Genomic DNA, 19016 nt, shown 5'->3' on the forward strand with positions numbered 1-19016 from the left:
CCGGCCGGGCCGGCAATCGTCCGCCACATGGCTTCCGGCGCGCCCCCCTGCAGGGCTCCGGAGATCGGGCGGTTATCGTCCGTCCCGCGCCGCTTGTAAATCGCAGGCCGGGCGAACCGATTTCGGTAAGCTTCGGTTAACCACATCCCTTTACGGTATGGTAACGACGCGTCCCGACTTGGCGCGCCCATCCTCGGCCCCATGACGGAACGTAAGGTGATGCCCCTCGCCGCGAACGCAGCTTGGAAACGCAGGGGCGGCTACGCGCTTCTGGCCGGTGGCGTCCTCCTGCCTCTCGCGGCCTTCGGACAGGACGCGGTGCTCGACCAGCTGCGCACCGGCGCGATCGTCGGGCCCCTGCGGGGCAGCGGCGACCTTGCCACGAGCGATCTGCGGATCAGCGATGCCGCTCCCGCACGGGCTGACCAGGCGCTGGCACAACCTCTGCCACCTGCGGCGACCTCGCAGTATGGCGCAACCGACGCCGGGAGCCGCGCCTTCGGCAGCGGCGATGCCGCCTCGGGCGCACCTGGGGACGCCGCCTCCGATCTCGACGCGAACCCGCTGGACCCCGTCGCCGCGCCGGCTTCGGACGATGCCTCCGACGACTCCACCGGCACGACGAGCTTGTCCGACGACGGTGCAGCATCGCGACCTTCATCCTCGGACGGCCTGTCCGACGATGCCGACGACGCGCAGCCCAAGCCCTTCGATCTTCTCGATGACGGCCGCTCGAGCCGCTCGCCCTCCCAGACCTTTCCAACCTCCGTCGACCGGCGCGCAGCACGCACCGCAACGCCGACCGACCGCCCGGCCGACGACGCGAAGAAGGCCGACGCTGCGGATCCGGCTGCGCGCCGCCGCGGCTCCGATGCCGCCCTCGCCGGCCTTCCCAATCTCGCCGGCGATGCGGACACGGTCGAGGACGCGCGGCTGAGGCAGTCGCGCAACCTCGCCGAGGAGCCGGAGCGCCGCGCCGGTTTCGACCGCAGCCTCAGCCGCCAGAATCTGCCCGTCACAGGCCTGCGCCCGATGGTGCCGACGACGGCGGAGGATCCCTTCGCGCCCGTCGGCCTGCGCCTCGGCAGCTTCGTTCTCACCTCGGCGCTGGAGCAGAGCGCCGGCTATTCCACCAATGTGAGCCTCAGCCCCGGCGGCGCTTCCGGCCTCTTCACCGACACCGCAGTGTCCGCCCGTCTGCGCTCCGACTGGTCGCTGCACGAGGCGGAAATCAACGCGATGGCAGCCTATCGCCGCAACTTCGCAGGCGACATCGAAGAGGATCCGCACCTGGTGTTCGACGGTCGGCTTCGGCTCGACATCGAGCGGGACCTGGTGGCGACCATCAATGGCGGCTTCGAATATCGCCGCGAGGCGGCGGCCGATGCCGACAGCCCGGCCGAGCTCGCCACCCGGCCGCAGATCTACACCACCTCGCTCGGCGGCGACGTCCAGAAGACGTTCGGACGCTTCTCGGCTGATCTCGGCGCCGACCTGCGGCGCGACGGATACGCCGAAGAGACCGCGGGCACGCCCGGCCAGAGCTACACGACGCTGACCGGTCGGCTGCGCGGCGGCTACGAGATCTCGCCGGCGCTGCAGCCCTTCCTCGAGGCGAGCCTCGCCCGCCGCCTGTTCGACGACGAGAAGGACGACACCGGACGCAGCCGCAACTCCCTGATCGAGGCGATGCGGGCCGGCATCTCCCTCGACTTCGGCGACAAGCTGAACGGCGAGCTGGCCCTCGGATATGCCGTGAACGTGCCCGATGCGGACGAACTCGACACCGTCGGCTCGCCGACGATCGACGCCAAGCTCGCCTGGTCGCCATGGCGCGGCACCGACGTGATCTTCACCGGCACGACGCGCTTCGACCCGGACACGCAGAACATCGCGCCGGCAACCGTTTACGAGGCCTCGCTCGGCCTGCGCCACCGTGCGACCGAGCGCCTCGACCTCAACGCCGCCGTGACCGCGGGCTACCGCGACAGCGACGTCGAGAGCGACCGGGAGCGCACGCTCTCGGCGGAGGGCGGCGCAACCTACTGGGTGAACCGCAGCCTCGCCCTGACGGGCCTGCTGCGCCACGAGACCGTCGACAGCGAGGCGCCGGGCAGCGACTATTCCGCCGAGAGCGCCCGGATCGGGCTGAAGCTGCAGCGCTGAAACGGATCGGCCGAGCGCTCGGCGCCCGGCCCTCATCTCTCAAGCGTGTTGAAAGCTGCCCGCGCCGCTCAGCGCCGGGCCGGCTCCACGGTCTCCATCAGCTCCTGCAGATTGCCCCGCACCTTGTCGCGAATGTCGGCGCGCCACAGCGCGAAGGCGACGTTGGCCTCGATGAAGCCTTCCTTGGAGCCGCAGTCGAAGGTGCGCCCGGTGAAGTGGTAGGCGTAGAAATCCTGGCGATCGGCGAGCTTCAGCATGCCGTCGGTGAGCTGGATTTCGTTGCCGGCGCCGCGTTCCTGCGTTTCGAGGATGTCGAAGATCTCGGGCTGCAGGATGTAGCGGCCGGAGATGAAGAAGTTCGAGGGCGCATCCTCGGGCTTCGGCTTCTCGACCATGCCGTCGACGCGGAAGCCGGAGCCGACTTCGGAGCCGCGGCCGACGATGCCGTATTTCGCCGTCTCCTTCGGGTCGCAGGTCTCGACGGAGATCACGTTGCCGCCGCCCGACTGCTCATAGAGTTCGACCATCGAACTGAGGCAGCTCTTCTCGGCCTGCATGATCATGTCCGGCAGGAGCAGCGCGAAGGGCTCGTTGCCGACGAGATCGCGCGCGCACCAGACCGCATGCCCGAGACCGAGCGGCGCCTGCTGGCGGGTGAAGCTCGACTTGCCGGCACGCGGCTGCAACTCGTCGAGCAGCTGGAGTTCGGCCGTCTTGCCACGCTCGGCGAGCGTGTTCGACAGCTCGACCTGGATGTCGAAATAGTCCTCGATGACGCCCTTGTTGCGGCCGGTGACGAAGATCAGATGCTCGATGCCGGCCTGAAGCGCCTCGTCGACGACGTATTGGATGACCGGGCGGTCGACGACGGTCAGCATCTCCTTGGGGATGGCCTTGGTCGCCGGGAGGAACCGGGTTCCGAGGCCCGCCACCGGGAACACCGCCTTGCGCACCTTCTGCATCGTCACGATCACTCCTCTGGCGCTCTCAACACCACCGCAGATCACGGCTTTCGGCCGATCTGCGCGCCGGCTGCCGTGCTTTCGCCGCGAAATAGCGGCAATGGCTCCATCTGCCAGCAAAGGCCGGCATTTTCCAGCGCCCGGCGTGGTAAAGCAATGCTTAACGCCCTACGGCTAGAGTTCGCCTCGAGCAGAATCCTGTCCTGACGAAGGAGAAGAATCATGCCTGAAGCAACCCATGATCGCCTGGTCCGCGGTGCCGCCGCGGCGCTGCTGGCGGCCGGCCTGTCGCTCGCGGCCGTCGCGCCGGCGGCCGCCGACGCCGGCTTCCGCCGCTGGATCTCGGACTTCGAAAGCGTCGCCGCCAAGGCCGGCGTGCGACACGATGTCTATCGACGTGTCTTTGCCGGCATCGACGATCCCGATCCCGCGGTGATCGAGAAGGCGCGCTATCAGCCGGAATTCAACGACCAGGTCTGGGACTACCTCGACAACCGGGTGAACGAGGAGAGCATCGCCGAGGGTCGCGCCCTTCGCACGAAGCTGAAGCCATGGCTCGACCGCATCGAGGCGCGCTTCGGCGTCGACCGCGACGTGCTTCTCGCGATCTGGTCCATGGAGACCAATTACGGCCGCGTGCTGAAGCGCGACGACGTGGTGCGCAGCGTGCCGCGCTCGCTCGCCACCCTCGCCTATCTCGACCAGCGCCGTGCCAAATATGCACGCACCCAGCTGATCGCCGCCCTGAAGATGGTCCAGGAGGGCGACGTGTCGCCGGCCGGCCTCACCGGCTCCTGGGCCGGTGCGATGGGCCACACGCAGTTCATTCCGACGAGCTACCGCATCTACCGCGCCGACATGGACGGCAACGGTCATGCCGACATCTGGACGTCGGTCCCCGACGCGCTCGCGACGACGGCCAACCTCCTGCGCAAGAACGGCTGGCAGAGCGGTCACACCTGGGGCTACGAGATCGAGATCCCGTCGGACGCCGTCGCCCGCAAGCTGCGCCGGGCGAACAAGACGCTGGCCCAGTGGGCCGCGCTCGGCTTCCGCCGTCCGAACGGCAAGGACTTCCCGCGGCCGTCCGACCGCGCCAACCTCGTCCTGCCGGCCGGTCCGGATGGGCCGGCCTTCCTGATGACGAAGAACTTCTTCGTTCTGAAGCGCTACAACAACGCCGACAAATATGCTCTTGCCGTCGGCCACCTTGCGGATCGAATCGGCGGCTACGGCGCCTTCGAGAACACCTGGCCGCGCGGCTACACGCCGCTCAGCATGGAGGAGCGCTACGAATTGCAGCAGCGCCTGACCCACAGGGGCCTGTACGACGGCAAGATCGATGGCAAGATCGGGTCGGGCTCCAAGTCCGCCATCATGGCCTACCAGCGGCAGTACGGGATGCCGGAAGACGGCAATGCGTCGAAGGCGCTTCTCGACATCCTGCGGAGCCGCTGAGCGATGGCTGCGAGCAGGACGCTTCCGCACACGAAGCCCGTGACGCGCCTGCTCGCCCTGTTGCTGGTGGTGCCGCTCGCTCTCGACACGGGACTGCTCGTGCCCGCCGCGCGGGCCGTGGCACAGGAGCGGCCGCGCACCATCATGGACATGCTCTTCGGCGGTTCGGCACGTCAGGCCCGGCCGGGTCAGCCCGGCGCGCCGGAGCCCCGGCGGATCCGCAAGAAGGCGCCGAAGCGGGTCAAGGCGCCGGCGGGTTCATCGTCCGCGACAGCCGCAAGCGCGGCTGTCGATGCCGCCGACGCGGCGCCGGTCGAGAAGGTCGCGGACGCCAAGGCCGTGCTCGTGGTCGGCGATTTCATGGCCTCAGCGCTCGCCACCGGGCTGGCGGATGCCTTCAGCGACGACGCCAACGTTCGGATCGTCGATCGCACCGACGGCTCCTCCGGGCTGGTGCGCGACGACCACTACGACTGGCTGGCCGAGATCGGCCCGCTGATCGACGAGGTGAAACCCGCGCTCGTCGTCGTGATGCTGGGATCCAACGACCGCCAGCCGATCCAGTCCGGTGCCGAAACCCTGGACCTGCGCAGCGATCGCTGGTCGAGTGCGTACGGGCGCCGGGCGGAGACGCTGGCGAAGGCGATCCGCGGCCGCGACGTGCCGCTGGTCTGGGTCGGCATGCCCTCGTTCAAGTCCGAGCGGATGAGCGAGGACATGGTCTATCTGAACGGCGTCTACATGACGGCTGCGACGACCGCCGGGGGCGAGTTCGTCGACGTCTGGGACGGTTTCGTCGATTCGAGCGGCGCCTTCGCCCTGTCCGGGCCGGATACCGATGGCCAGCCGGCGCGGCTGCGCAACAGCGACGGCATCACCATGACCGATGCCGGCCGGAACAAGCTCGCCTTCTTCGCCGAGAAGCCGATCCTGCGCCTCCTCGGCGATGCCGGCGCGCCGGGCGCCGTGGCTGCCCTGCCGAACGGCGAAGCGCCCGGCTTCGGACTGCCGCCCCTCGCCGCGGTCGCCAACCAGACCTCGACGCCGGCCATGGCCCTCAACGATCCCGCGCTCGACGGCGGCGAGATCCTCCTCGGCGGACCGGCGCGAGCCGTTCCGGCGCTCGAGCCCTCGCCGCGCGAACGACTGATCTCCGGCATGGCGAACCCGGGCGTGGAGGGCCGGGCCGACGATTTCGACTGGAATCGCAAGACCGAAGCGGTTTCCGCCGGCCGCGATCCGGCGATCGTCAAGCGCGGTTCCGTGGCGCTGGACACCTTGCGGGGCACCGGCGAGCCGGTGCCGCCGAAGCCGATGCCCTCGCTGCAGGACGCGATCATCGACGACTGGCTGAACAACCCGCAGGCCGCGCCGCCCGCGGACGCTGCGGCAGCGGCAGCTGCCCCGTCGGAGCCAGCGCAGCCCCCGAGGGCCGAGCCGCCGCAGAGTGCCGCGCCGCCGGGACTGGAGCGGGGCCCGGAAGGCTGAGGCTGCACCGGCCGACCCGCCGGTGCCCTCGATCGGATCGCCTCGCCTGCCGCTCAGAGCGGCAGCGTCGTCGTACCGGTCAGCGCGAGATCGATGGACCGCGCCGCCTGGCGACCCTCGCGGATCGCCCAGACGACCAGCGACTGGCCGCGCCTCACGTCGCCGGCCGCATAGAGCTTGTCCAGCGAGGTCGCGTAGCTCTTCTCGTCGGCGTCGACGGCCACGTTGCCGCGCCTGTCGGTGCGCAGCGACAGGCGCTGACCGGCCTCGGCCACGAGGCCGGCCTCCAACGGACCAGCAAAGCCGATGGCGATGAACGCGAGGTCGGCCCGGATGACGAACTCGGTGCCGGGGATCGGCTGACGCTTGTCGTCCACCTCAGCGCAGCGCACGCCCGTCAGCTGGCCGTCCTCGCCGACGAAGGCGAGCGTCGCGACCTGGAACTCCCGGTTCGCCCCTTCGGCCTGGCTGGAGGAGGTCCGCATCTTGGTCGCCCAGTAGGGCCAGACCGTCAGCTTGTTCTCCTGCTTCGGCGGCTGCGGGCGGATGTCGAGCTGGGTCACCTTGACGGCGCCCTGACGGAACGCGGTGCCGACGCAATCCGATGCCGTGTCGCCGCCGCCGACCACCACGACGTGCTTGCCGCCGGCCCAGATCTCCTCGGCGGCCCAAGCGGTGCTGCGGATCGGCTCGCCGCCGACGCGTCGGTTCTGCTGCACGAGATAGGGCATGGCGTCATGGATGCCGGCCAGTCCTTCGCTCGGGATGCCCGAATCGCGCGGTCGCTCGGCACCGCCGCAATAGAGCACCGCGTCATACGTCGCCAGCAGCTCGTCGAGGCTCTTGTCCTTGCCGATCTCGACCCCGCAGAAGAAGGTCACGCCCTCGCCCTGCATCTGCTGCACGCGGCGGTCGATCCAGTGCTTCTCCATCTTGAAGTCGGGAATGCCGTAGCGCAGCAGGCCGCCCGGGCGCGACTCGCGCTCGTAGACGTGCACCTGGTGGCCGGCGCGGCCGAGCTGCTGGGCTGCAGCGAGCCCGGCCGGGCCGGAGCCGATGATCGCAACGCTCTTGCCGCTCTGGGTCGCCGCCGGCTGCGGGCGTACGAAGCCGAGCTTGTAGGCCTTGTCGGCGATCGCTTCCTCGACGGTCTTGATCGCGACCGGCGAGTCCTCGAGGTTCAGCGTGCACGCTTCCTCGCAGGGCGCGGGGCAGATGCGGCCGGTGAACTCGGGGAAGTTGTTGGTCGAGTGGAGGTTGCGGATCGCGGTCTCCCAGTCCCCGGCATAGACGAGGTCGTTCCAGTCCGGGATCTGGTTGTGCACCGGACACCCCGTCGGTCCGTGGCAATAGGGGATGCCGCAGTCCATGCAGCGCGCCGCCTGCTTGCCGACCTCCTCGTCCGACATCGGCAGGGTGAACTCGCGGAAGTGCCGGATGCGATCGGAAGCCGGCTGATACTTCGGCGTCTGCCGGTCGATCTCGAGAAATCCTGTAACCTTGCCCATGTTCGATCCGTTCTTCTGCGCGCTCAGTCGCGCAACCAATTTTCGACAGACAGACGGGGCACGTCCGGAAACGCCCTGTCGTCGGACACGAGAGTCGCATCGAGGGCGATCGCGTGTGCGGCGACCCAAAGATCGTCCGCGCCCATCCTCACCCCGCTCCGTTCCCGCTCATCCCTCACCTGCGCGTAGTTCGCCTCGGTCGGAGCCTCAAGACCCCAGACCTCGATCGCCTGCAGGAAGACCTTCAGGCGATCGAGCCCGCGCACGTTCCGGTTCTTCTCCAGCCCGAACAGGATCTCTCCCTTCACGATCAGGCTGGTTCCGATCTCTTCATCCTTGCGCGCCCGCAGCGCCAGATCCACCCGTCCCCCGGCATGCCGGAAGACATCGCAGATGATGTTCGTGTCGAGGAGGTATCGAGTCAAAGGACGACGTCATCGAGCCGAGGCAGATCGTCGTCTCCGGGGTCTCCCGGGAAATCGTCGATCGGCTCCAGGGTCTTCATCCAGTCGAGCGTCTCGATCAGCGACATCTTCGGCACCGCAGGTCTCAGGAGAAGAGAGCCGTCCTCCTGCCGCGCGATGATGACCCTGTCCGACGCGATCCCGAATTCCTTCGCAATGCGCACGGCCTGGCTTCTCCCGTTCCGGAAGAGGCTGACCACCCTCTCCTCCCCCGTCCTGATCCCCACCGCGCACCTCCATGTGAGATGACGAAAGCACATCACCAGCGGCAAACACCACCAGACCGCTTGCGTCGGATGGTGCCCGGTCCAGCGACGACGAACTCTACTCCGCCGCCACTCCCATGCGCATGCGCTCCATCTCCTGCAGCGCGCGGCGATACTCCACCGGCATCACCTTCACGAATTTCGGCCGGAAGGTCTCCCAGTTCTCCAGGATCTCCTTCGCCCGCGTCGAGCCGGTGAAGTGGTGGTGGTTGGAGATCAGCTGCGCCAGGCGCTCCTCGTCGTGCCCCGTCATGTTCGACGAGACGTCGACGCGGCCCTTGTGCTGCAGGTCGCCGCCGTGGTGGTGCAGGCGCTCGAGGATGTCGTCCTCCTCCGGCACCGGCTCGAGCTCGACCATCGCCATGTTGCAGCGTTCGGCGAAGTTGCCCTCCTCGTCGAGCACGTACGCGATGCCGCCCGACATGCCGGCCGCGAAGTTGCGCCCGGTGTGGCCGAGGATGACGACGACACCCCCCGTCATGTACTCGCAGCCGTGGTCGCCGACACCCTCCACGACCGCGATGGCGCCGGAGTTGCGCACCGCGAAGCGTTCGCCGGCGACGCCGCGGAAATAGCACTCGCCGGAGATCGCGCCGTAGAGCACGGTGTTGCCGACGATGATCGACTCCTCCGGCTTGATCCGCGTCTCCTCGCGCGGACGCACGATGATGCAGCCGCCCGACAGGCCCTTGCCGACATAGTCGTTGCCGTCGCCGACGAGGTCGAACGTGACGCCCTGCGCCAGGAATGCGCCGAAGCTCTGGCCGGCGGTGCCGGTCAGCGTCACCTGGATCGTGTCGTCGGCAAGCCCCTTGGCGCCGAAGCGCTTGGCCACCTCGCCGGAGAGCATCGCGCCGGCCGAGCGGTCGACGTTGGAGATCGTCGTCTCGATCTTCACCTGCTGGCGCGCCGTCAGGGCGGCCTGCGCCCCGGCGATCAGCTTGTGATCGAGGACGTCGGCGATCGGGTGGTGCTGACGGGTCGTCCAGAGGATCTCGCCGGCGTCGGCCTCGGGCTTGTAGAACACCTTCGAGAAGTCGAGACCCTTCGCCTTCCAGTGGTCGATCAGCTCCGCCTTGTCGAGGCGATCGGTCTGGCCGATCAGCTCGTTCAGCGAGCGCACGCCCATCTCGGCCAGGATCAGCCGGACCTCCTCGGCGACGTAGAAGAAGAAGTTGATGACGTGCTCGGGCGTGCCCTTGAAGCGCTGGCGCAGCACCGGGTCCTGCGTGGCCACGCCCACCGGGCAGGTGTTGAGGTGGCACTTGCGCATCATGATGCAGCCGGCCGCGATCAGCGGCGCCGTGGCGAAGCCGAACTCGTCGGCGCCGAGGAGCGCGCCGACGATGACGTCGCGCCCGGTTCTGAGGCCGCCGTCCACCTGCAGGCAGACGCGGGAGCGCAGCCCGTTCATCACCAGCGTCTGCTGGGTCTCGGCGAGCCCCATCTCCCAAGGGGACCCGGCATGCTTGATCGACGTCAGCGGCGAGGCGCCGGTGCCGCCGTCATAGCCGGCGACGATGATGTGGTCGGCCCGCGCCTTGGCGACGCCGGCTGCCACCGTGCCGACGCCGACCTCCGAGACGAGCTTCACCGAGATGTCGGCCGCCGGGTTCACGTTCTTCAGATCGTAGATCAGCTGCGCCAGATCCTCGATCGAGTAGATGTCGTGGTGCGGTGGCGGCGAGATCAGCCCGACACCCGGCGTCGAGTGGCGCGTCTTGGCGATGGTCGCGTCGACCTTGTGGCCGGGCAGCTGGCCGCCCTCGCCGGGCTTGGCACCCTGCGCCACCTTGATCTGCAGCATGTCGGCATTGACGAGATACTCCGTCGTCACGCCGAAGCGGCCGGAGGCGACCTGCTTGATCGCCGAGCGCTCCGGGTTCGGCGCACCGCCCGGGAGCGGCTTGAAGCGGTCGGGCTCCTCGCCGCCCTCGCCGGTGTTCGACTTGCCGCCGATGCGGTTCATCGCGACCGCGAGCGTCGAGTGTGCCTCGCGCGAGATCGAGCCGAAGCTCATCGCGCCGGTGGCGAAGCGCTTGACGATCTCCTTGGCCGGCTCGACTTCGTCCAGCGGGACCGGCGTCCGACCGATCTCCGCGGCCATCTTGATCCGGAACAGGCCGCGGATGGTCGAGTTGGCGACGTCGCTCTGGTTCACCATCGCCGCGTATTCCTGGTACTTCTCCCAGGATTCGAGGCGCACGGCATGCTGCAGCGTCGCGACCGCGTCGGGCGACCAGATGTGCGTCTCCCCGCGCATGCGGTAGGCGTATTCGCCGCCGATCTCGAGCGAGCGGGCGAGCACCGGGTCTTCCGAGAAGGCGAGCTGATGGCGCTCGGCGCTCTCGCGGGCGACCTCCTCCAGCCCGACACCCTCGATGGTGGTCGCCGTGCCGGTGAAGTAGTGCTGGACGAAGGCCGACTTCAGCCCGACGGCGTCGAAGATCTGGGCGCCGCAATAGGACTGGTAGGTCGAGATGCCCATCTTGGACATGACCTTCAGGATGCCCTTGCCGATCGACTTGATGTAGCGGGTCACCACCTCCGAAGCGTCGACCTCCGGCGGGAAGTCGCCGCGCCGGTGCATTTCGGTCAGCGTGTCGAAGGCGAGATAGGGGTTGATCGCCTCGGCGCCGTAGCCGGCGAGGCAGGCGAAGTGGTGCACCTCGCGCGGCTCGCCCGACTCCACCACGAGCCCGGCCGCCGTCCGCAGGCCCTTGCGGATCAGGTGATGGTGCACGGCCGCACAGCCGAGCAGCGCCGGGATCGGAATGCGGTCCGGCCCGACCTGCCGGTCGGAAAGGATGATGATGTTGTAGCCACCGACAACCGCCGCCTCGGCCCGCTCGCAGAGACGGTCGAGCGCGCCGGCCATGCCCGCCGCGCCGCCCTCGGCCGGATAGGTCATGTCGATCGTCTTGGTGTCGAAGCGGTCCTCGGTGTGGCCGATGTTGCGGATCTTCTCGAGGTCGCCATTGGTCAGGATCGGCTGGCGCACCTCCAGCCGCTTGCGCCGCGAAGTGCCCTCGAGGTCGAAGATGTTCGGCCGGGGCCCGATGAAGGACACCAGCGACATCACCAGCTCCTCGCGGATCGGATCGATCGGCGGGTTGGTGACCTGCGCGAAATTCTGCTTGAAGTAGGTGTAGAGCAGCTTGGAGCGGCTCGACATCGCCGAGATCGGCGTGTCGGTGCCCATCGAGCCGATCGCCTCCTGGCCGGTGGTCGCCATCGGCGCCATCAGGATGCGGGTGTCCTCGATCGAGTAGCCGAAGGCCTGCTGGCGGTCGAGCAGCGACACGTCCGAGCGCGAGGCGCGCGGCGCGACGGGCTTCAGATCCTCCAGGATCAGCTGGGTGTTCTTCAGCCAGTCGCCGTAGGGATGGCCGCTCGCCATCTCCCGCTTCACCTCCTCGTCGGAGACGATGCGGCCCTTCTCGAGGTCGATCAGGAGCATCCGGCCCGGCTGCAGCCGCCACTTCTTGACGATCCGCTCCTCCGGGATCTCCAGCGTTCCGGCCTCCGAGGCCATGATCACGAGATCGTCGTCGGTGACGACGTAGCGCGCCGGCCTGAGGCCGTTGCGGTCGAGCGTCGCGCCGATCTGCCGGCCATCGGTGAAGGCGACCGCCGCCGGGCCATCCCACGGCTCCATGAGGGCGGCGTGGTACTCGTAGAAGGCGCGCCGCTCGCGCGACATCTGCTTGTTGCCGGCCCAGGCCTCCGGGATCAGCATCATCATCGCGTGGGCGAGCGGATAGCCGCCCTGTGTCAGGAACTCGAGCGCGTTGTCGAAGCAGGCGGTGTCCGACTGGCCTTCGTAGGAGATCGGCCAGAGCTTGCCGATGTCGTTGCCGTAGAGCTCCGAATCGACCGAGGCTTGGCGGGCCGCCATCCAGTTGACGTTGCCGCGCAGCGTGTTGATCTCGCCGTTGTGCGCGACCATGCGGTAGGGATGGGCCAGCCGCCAGGACGGGAATGTGTTGGTCGAGAAGCGCTGGTGGACGAGCGCCAGCGCGCTCTCGAAGCGCGGATCGGTGAGGTCCTTGTAGTAGGCACCGAGCTGGTAGGCCAGGAACATGCCCTTGTAGACCACCGTGCGCGCCGACAGCGAGACGACGTAGAAGCCGACATCCTTGCCGCCGAACTCGTTCTGCACCCGGTTCGAGACGACCTTGCGCAGGATGTAGAGCTTGCGCTCGAAGTCGTCGTCGGTGGCGATCGAGGCGGAGCGGGCGATGAAGATCTGCCGCTGCGCCGGCTCGGTGGCGACGATCTCGGGGGCCTTCGACAGGGACTCGTTCGTCACCGGCACGTCGCGCCAGCCGAGGACGGTCTGGCCTTCCTCGGCGACGACCGCCTCGAAGACCTCCTCGAAGTGGCGGCGCTGCGCGTCGTCCTGCGGCATGAAGATGTGGCCGACGCCGTAGTGGCCGGGCTCCGGCAGCGTGACGCCCTGCGTCGCCATCTCCGCGGCGAAGAAGCCGTGCGGGATCTGGACCAGCATGCCCGCGCCGTCGCCCATCAGCGGATCGGCGCCGACGGCGCCGCGATGGGTGAGGTTCTGCAGGATCGTCAGGCCCTTGGCGACGATGTCGTGCGAGGCGACGTTCTTCATGTGCGCGATGAAGCCGACGCCACAGGCATCGTGCTCGTTGCGCGGGTCGTACAGACCGACCGCCTCCGGCAGCACACGCGGTTTGACGGCGCGCAGGTCCGGCGTCGTGGCGGCCACAGCGGCCCCTGCGGCGTGGGATGGCGTCGTCTTCGTCATCGCGTCTCTCCCTTCGATGGCACGCCAGCCGGGCGCGCGCCCTGCCCGGCCCCCGCGTCGCGAGGCGCGAGCCTCGAGAGACGCAGGACCAGGCTTGAACTCGATCGACCGCGCTCATCGCACGGTGATTTACGTCAGGATAGGGTGCGGCTGCTTCTTTGTCCGCCTGCGGCTGCACCGCGTGCGGTTTCCCGTTTATTATGGCAGCACTGCTGTCCTATCGGCAGCAATATGGCAGATGTTCCGCGCAGGAGCAACTGGCGCAGCGAGGCGGCTGCGGGAGCCGGCGCCGCGCCGGCAAGATGGCGCAGCTTGCGTGTCTTCGCGCTGCGGGATAGGTCATCTGGCATGATCTTCGCGTCCGACAACTGGTCCGGGGCCCACCCCGCCATCACCCGATCCCTCGCCGACAATGCCTCGGGCATGGCCGCCGCCTACGGCACCAGCGCCCTCGACAAGGCGGTAGAGGCGCGGTTCAACGACCTTTTCGAGCGAGAGGTGGCCGTCTTCTTCGTCGGCACCGGCACGGCGGCCAACTCCCTCTCCTTCGCAGCGGTCAACCGGCCGGGCGGCGTCGTCCTCTGCCACCGCGAGGCGCATGTCGTCGAGGACGAGTGCGGCGCACCGGAATTCTTCACCCATGGCGCCAGGCTGCACCCGGTCGACGGGCCGGACGGGCGGATGGACGTCGCCAACTTGAAGGCCGAGCTCGGCCGCTTCAATCCCGGCTTCGTCCATGCCGGCCAGCCGATGGCCGTGTCGATCAGCCAGACCACCGAGGTCGGCACGCTCTACGCGGCCGAGGAGATCGACGCCATCGCCGCCGTCGCGCACGGGCGCGGCCTTGCCCTCCACATGGACGGCGCCCGCTTCGCCAACGCACTTGCCGCCACCGGCGCGACGCCGGCCGAGATGAGCTGGCGGCGCGGCGTCGACATCCTGTCCTTCGGCGCGACCAAGAACGGCTGCTGGTGCGCCGAAGCGGTTGTCTTCTTCGACCCGGCCAAGGCCGAGCAGTTCCCCTACATCCGCAAGCGCGGCGCCCAGCTCTTCTCAAAGACGCGCTTCGTGGCGGCGCAGTTCGAGGCCTATCTGCAGGACGGACTGTGGCTCGAGCTCGCCGGCCACGCCAATGCGATGGCCGACCGGCTGCGCGAGGGACTGGCGGCCAGCCGTCAGGCGCGGCCCGCCTGGACGACGCGCGCCAACGAGGTGTTCGCCGTCGTGGAGCGGGCCACCGCCCGCCAGCTCAAAGAGAAGGGTGCGGTGTTCTACGACTGGAACGCGCCGCATGGGATGCCGGTCGCCGAGAACGAGCAGTTGATCCGCCTCGTCACGAGCTGGTCGACGGCGGTCGAGGACGTCGACCGCTTCTGCGCGCTGATCGCCTGAGGAGGCCCGGGCGTCCGCGGCATCACGCACGGTTCTTCCGGCCGCCGCACTGGTGAGCGGGTGCCTCCACCCGCTACACTGGCCGTCCATCCCGAGCGTCGACGCCGCGAGCGGCGTTCGCGCCCAGCCGCATCGGACCCGTCGTGACCGCCACCCCGCCTTCCACCTTCATCGTTGCCGATGACCATCCGCTCGTGCGCGGTGCGCTGAAGGAGATCGTCGGCTCGCTCGGCCAGGCGGCGCGCATCGTGGAGGCGGCGGATCTCGAGGCCGTGGTGGTCGCGCTCGCCGACAATCCGGACCCCGACCTCCTCCTGCTCGACATCCATATGCCCGGCTCGACCGGCCTGTCCGGACTGGCGATGCTGCGGGCCGAGTTTCCCGGCCTGCCGATCGCCATCGTCACCGGCAGCCAGGACGCATCGGTGCCGCGGCGGGCGCTCGATCTCGGCGCCTCCGGCTTCATCCCGAAGTCGGCTTCCTTCGCCGGCATCCGCGAGGCGCTCGAGCGCATCCTCACCGGCGAGATCTACTGTCCGCCCGACCTCGACCTGCCGCCCGAACAGGACCCCGAGGTGGTGGACCTGATCGAGCGGATGCGCAGCCTGACGCCGCAGCAGACGCGCGTCCTGACGATGCTCGGCAAGGGCCTCCTCAACAAGCAGATCGCCTTCGAGCTCGGCGTGTCCGAGGCGACGGTGAAGGCGCACGTCTCGGCCGTCCTGCAGAAGCTCGGCGTCGACAGCCGCACCCAGGCGGTGATCCGGCTGAACAAGCTCGCCTCCGAAACCTGAAACCGGCACGCGGCCGGCTTGGGGTGCAGGTTGTTTATTCCGCTGCCGCCCGGCGCGGCGAATGGCGACCGAGCGCGGCGCGCAGCGAGGCCGGCTTCAAGGGCTTGGTCAAGACGTCGATGCCGAGCATGGCCGCCTGTTCGAAGAGAGCGGGCGTGCGGTCGGCGGTGATCAGGATCGTGCGCGGCTCGTCCTCGCCGACCGACCGCAGCCGCGCGATCGCGGTCACGCCGGTTCCCTCGCCGAGTTCGTTGTCGACGAGGAGAATGTCGGGACGCGTCGGACCGGAGGCGAGACGATCGCGCGCCGCAGCGAGGTCCTGCGCGCAGATCGCCTCGCAGCCCCAGCTCGACAGCAGCCGCGCGAGAGCGTCCTGCAAGGCCTCGTCCGGGCTGATGCAGAGCGCGCGGGCGCCGCGCAGCGCCATGTTGTGCGAGCTGGGTTCCGGCACCGCGGGCGGCGGGGCCGACAGCGCCGGCTCGTGCCCGGGCGGCAGGGCGACCCGGAAGCGCGTGCCCCGGCCCGGCACAGAGTCGAAGTTCACGGGGTGGTCGAGGATCCGCGCGATCCGGTCGACGATTGACAGCCCGAGACCGAGACCACGCGCCGTGCGGCTGCCCTCGTCGAGGCGCACGAACTCGCGGAAGATCGCGTCCTTCTGCTCGTCGGGGATGCCGATGCCGTCGTCCACGATCTGCAGCGTCACGCCGCCGCCGCTTCGACGCGCCCCCACCACGACGCGGCCGCCGGGCGCGTATTTGATGGCGTTGGAGAGAAGGTTCTGGACCAGCCGCCGCAGCAGGTTGCGATCGGTCCGCACCACCGCGGCCGTGTTGACGAGGGTCAGCCGCACGCCACCCTCCTCCGCCAGCGGCCGCAGATCGGTCTCCACCTGGTGCAACAGCGCGTCGAGACGGACGTCCTCGAACTTCGGCGCCATGCCGCCGGCATCGAGCCGAGAGATGTCGAGGAGGGCGGCGAGGATCGCGTCGACCGATTCCAGCGAGGAGGCGACGTTGTCGGCGAGGCGCGCCGTCGGGGCGCCGGCCAGCCGCTCGCCCAAGGCCGCGGCGTAGAGACGGGCGGCGTTGAGCGGCTGCAGGATGTCGTGGCCCGCCGCCGCAAGGAACCGCGTCTTGCCGAGATTGGCCGCTTCGGCCGCCCGCCGCGCCTCCGCCAGATCGGCATTGGCGCGCACCAGCTCGCCGGTGCGCTCGCGCACCCGCTGCTCCAGCGTCTCGTTCAGCTCGCGCAGCACCCGGGCCTGGCGCACCCGCTCGGTCATGTCCGACACGGTGACGACGGTACCGCCGTCCGGCATCGCATTGGCGCGAATCTCGATGGTCCGCCCGCTGCCGGCGAGCGCGAGCTGGCGCATCGCCGGGCTGCGGGTGAGCGCGCCGAAGGCCCGGACGAACTCCTCGTGGCCGATCTCGCCGGCCAGATGCAGCTGCTCGAGCAGCGAGGCCAGCGACACGCCGACCTGGCCGAACTGCGGCGGCAGACCGAGCAGCAGCCGGAACTGCCGGTTCCAGAAGCTCAGGCGATAGTCCGGATCGAAGATCGCGAGCCCCTGGTCGACCTGCTCCAGACCGATGTGGAGAAGATCGCGGTTGTGCTGCACCGCCTGCGAGGCATCGTCGAGCAGGCGGATTGCCGCCGGGCTGGTGCTCGCATTGCGCTCGACCAGCAGGGAAAGGACGAGCCGCGCCGAGGCCGAGCCGATGGTCGAGCCGAGCAGCTGCTCGCAGTGGCGCAGGAGCGCGCCGTCGGCCGGCTCGACGCCGAGCGGCAGCGGCTCGCCGGCTTCCGCCGCGAAGCTCTGGAAGCTGCGCTCCGCGCGTTCGGCGCCGAGGTAGCGCCCGACGGCAGCCTTCAGCTCGCCGACCGACACGCCGGGCTTCTGGCGGCGCAGGCTCGGCAGCGGGACGACGCCGCGCTGCACGAAGGTGGCGGCCTGGATGCGCTCCAGCGGGGCGGCCCGCCGGGTCAGCGAGGCGGTGAACAGCATCGCCACGTTCAACGCCAGGCTCCAGAAGACCCCGTGCGCCAGCGGGTCGATCGACAGGCCGAGCAGCGCCTGCGGCTTCAGCGCGGCGATACCGAACGGGCCGCTCTCGACGAGCGCGCAACCGGGCAGGACGGCCGGCAGCAGCAGCGCGTAGAACCACACCGCGATGCCCGCGATCATGCCCGCCTTGGCGCCGCGCGCATTCGCCCGCTTCCACCGGAGGCCGATGAGAAGCGCCGGCGCGAGCTGGGCGATCGCGGCGAAGGACAGGAGCCCGATCTCGGCGAGCCCTGCCCCGTCGCCTGCGAGGCGGTAGTAGACATAGCCGAACAGCGCGATGGCAAGGATCGCGCCGCGCCGGATGTTGAGGATCAGGGCGATCTCGTCCCGGTCGGAGAGCAGCGGGAGGCGCGCCCGGCGGCGCAACAGCATCGGCAGCACGAGGCTGTTGGAGATCATCACCGACAGCGCGACGCTCGCCACGATGACCATGGCCGTCGCGGCCGAGAGGCCGCCGACGAAGACGAGGAGCGCGAGGGCCTGGTTGCCCATCGCGAGCGGCAGCGACAGGACGTAGAGATCCGGCGTTCCGGCCGGCGACAGACGCAGGAGACCGGCCGCCGCGATCGGGATGACGAAGAGGTTGATCGCGACGAGATAGAGCGGGAACAGCCAGCGCGCCCGGCGCAGCTCGACCAGGGAGCGGTTCTCGACGACCGTCATGTGGAACTGGCGCGGCAGGAGGAGGATGGCCGCCGCGCTGAGCAGCGTCGCGACGGCGAAGTGTCCGAGGTCGCCGACGGCGAGCACCGTATCGACCGACGGGCTCGCGCGCGCCGCCTGCCAGAGCTCGCCCGGCGAGAACAGGCCGAAGCAGACCCACAGGCCCGCGGCGAGGAAGGCGGTCAGCTTGACCGTCGATTCCATCGCCACGGCGAGCACCAGCCCGTCCTGATGCTCGGTCGCGTCCGCGTGGCGGGTGCCGAACAGGATGGCGAAGAGGCCGAGCACGATGGCGATCAGGAGAGCAAGGTCGCCGAAGAACGGCTGCGGCGCGAAGAGCTGCGGCGGCTGTGCCGCGGCGAGCGTCGCGACCGAGGTCGAGATCGCCTTCAGCTGCAGCGCGATGTACGGAATGCCGCCGACCAGAGCGATCAGGGTCGCGATCGCCGCCACCGAGCTGCTCTTGCCGTAGCGCGAGCCGATGAAGTCGGCGACGGTGGTGATGCGCTCGGCCTTGGCGAGGCGGATGATGCGCTCGATCAACCGGCCGGCGAACAGGAAGACGAGGATCGGGCCGAGATAGATCGCCAGGAAGCCGAGGCCGCTCTGTGCCGCGACGCCGACCGACCCGAAGAAGGTCCAGGACGTGCAGTAGACGGCAAGGCTGAGGGCGTAGATCGCCGGGCGGGCCGCCGACGAGCCGCAGGCACGCCGTCGCCGATCGCCCGCCCAGGCGACGGCGAAGAGCAGCAGCAGATAGCCTGCCGCGGCGGCAATGATGATCCAGCTCGGCAAGCCGTCGCCTCCCGTCGACGCCTCAGCCCGGCAGACTCGCCCTTGTCAGGGTCTTCCGCCGAGGGATCGAAGCCAAGCACCACCACCGCTCCCTGTCCAGATGCAGGCACCACTTTCGGTAAGCGGGCGAGGACGATACGTCCGTGGCGCGAACTTGACGCGCTGCGGGGAAAGGCGGATGTCGAAGCCGTCCACATCGCCGTACGGAGTCG

Annotated in this window: 11 protein-coding genes; 5 read left to right on the forward strand and 6 right to left on the reverse strand. The window is 69.2% G+C overall.

Going from position 1 to position 19016, the window contains the following annotated elements:
* The first annotated feature begins 219 nt into the window (after positions 1 to 219).
* Entirely contained in the window at positions 220 to 2166 is a 1947-nt protein-coding gene (locus NPA30_RS13925) for an outer membrane beta-barrel protein (RefSeq protein ID WP_256803333.1), read from the forward strand.
* Positions 2167 to 2234: 68 nt separating this feature from the next.
* On the opposite strand, the gene galU is transcribed toward NPA30_RS13925, so the two are convergent.
* Positions 2235 to 3137, reverse strand: a complete 903-nt coding sequence (gene galU / locus NPA30_RS13930) for a UTP--glucose-1-phosphate uridylyltransferase GalU (protein WP_256803603.1) — start codon at positions 3135 to 3137, stop codon at positions 2235 to 2237.
* A 213-nt stretch (positions 3138 to 3350) separates the two neighbouring features.
* On the opposite strand from galU, the gene NPA30_RS13935 reads away from it, so the two are divergent.
* Positions 3351 to 4586 (forward strand): lytic murein transglycosylase, encoded by a 1236-nt coding sequence (locus NPA30_RS13935; RefSeq protein WP_256803335.1) that lies wholly within the window; start codon positions 3351 to 3353, stop codon positions 4584 to 4586.
* A 3-nt stretch (positions 4587 to 4589) separates the two neighbouring features.
* A complete protein-coding gene (locus NPA30_RS13940; protein ID WP_256803336.1) occupies positions 4590 to 6074 on the forward strand; it encodes an SGNH/GDSL hydrolase family protein in 1485 nt (494 codons plus the stop codon).
* Between the two features lie 53 nt (positions 6075 to 6127).
* Here NPA30_RS13940 and NPA30_RS13945 read toward each other — a convergent pair whose 3' ends face one another.
* The 4 genes from NPA30_RS13945 to gltB form a co-directional block, all read right to left on the reverse strand.
* Positions 6128 to 7582 carry a glutamate synthase subunit beta gene (locus NPA30_RS13945; RefSeq protein WP_256803337.1) on the reverse strand — a complete coding sequence of 485 codons (1455 nt, stop codon included), beginning with the start codon at positions 7580 to 7582 and terminating at the stop codon, positions 6128 to 6130.
* 23 nt (positions 7583 to 7605) lie between these two features.
* Positions 7606 to 8007 (reverse strand): PIN domain-containing protein, encoded by a 402-nt coding sequence (locus NPA30_RS13950; RefSeq protein ID WP_256803338.1) that lies wholly within the window; start codon positions 8005 to 8007, stop codon positions 7606 to 7608.
* On the reverse strand, positions 8004 to 8210 hold the full coding sequence (locus NPA30_RS13955; protein ID WP_256803339.1) for a hypothetical protein: 207 nt from the start codon (positions 8208 to 8210) through the stop codon (positions 8004 to 8006). Before NPA30_RS13955 ends, NPA30_RS13950 begins: the two co-directional genes overlap by 4 nt.
* Positions 8211 to 8370: 160 nt before the next feature.
* Positions 8371 to 13089, reverse strand: coding sequence for a glutamate synthase large subunit (gene gltB, locus NPA30_RS13960; RefSeq protein ID WP_256803340.1), 4719 nt, complete (start codon positions 13087 to 13089; stop codon positions 8371 to 8373).
* A gap of 348 nt (positions 13090 to 13437) precedes the next feature.
* Here gltB and NPA30_RS13965 point away from each other — a divergent pair, with 348 nt between their 5' ends.
* Together NPA30_RS13965 and NPA30_RS13970 are read left to right on the forward strand one after the other, a co-directional pair.
* A complete protein-coding gene (locus NPA30_RS13965; RefSeq protein ID WP_256803341.1) occupies positions 13438 to 14481 on the forward strand; it encodes a threonine aldolase family protein in 1044 nt (347 codons plus the stop codon).
* Between the two features lie 143 nt (positions 14482 to 14624).
* Positions 14625 to 15275 (forward strand): response regulator transcription factor, encoded by a 651-nt coding sequence (locus NPA30_RS13970; protein ID WP_256803342.1) that lies wholly within the window; start codon positions 14625 to 14627, stop codon positions 15273 to 15275.
* A gap of 34 nt (positions 15276 to 15309) precedes the next feature.
* Here the strand turns inward: NPA30_RS13970 and NPA30_RS13975 are convergent, their stop codons facing one another.
* Complete coding sequence (locus NPA30_RS13975) at positions 15310 to 18804, reverse strand: hybrid sensor histidine kinase/response regulator (protein ID WP_256803344.1); 3495 nt, start codon at positions 18802 to 18804, stop codon at positions 15310 to 15312.
* Positions 18805 to 19016: the final 212 nt, after the last annotated feature.

Origin of the sequence: Mangrovibrevibacter kandeliae (assembly GCF_024519155.1) — a bacterium.
GTDB lineage: Bacteria > Pseudomonadota > Alphaproteobacteria > Rhizobiales > Rhizobiaceae > Mangrovibrevibacter > Mangrovibrevibacter kandeliae.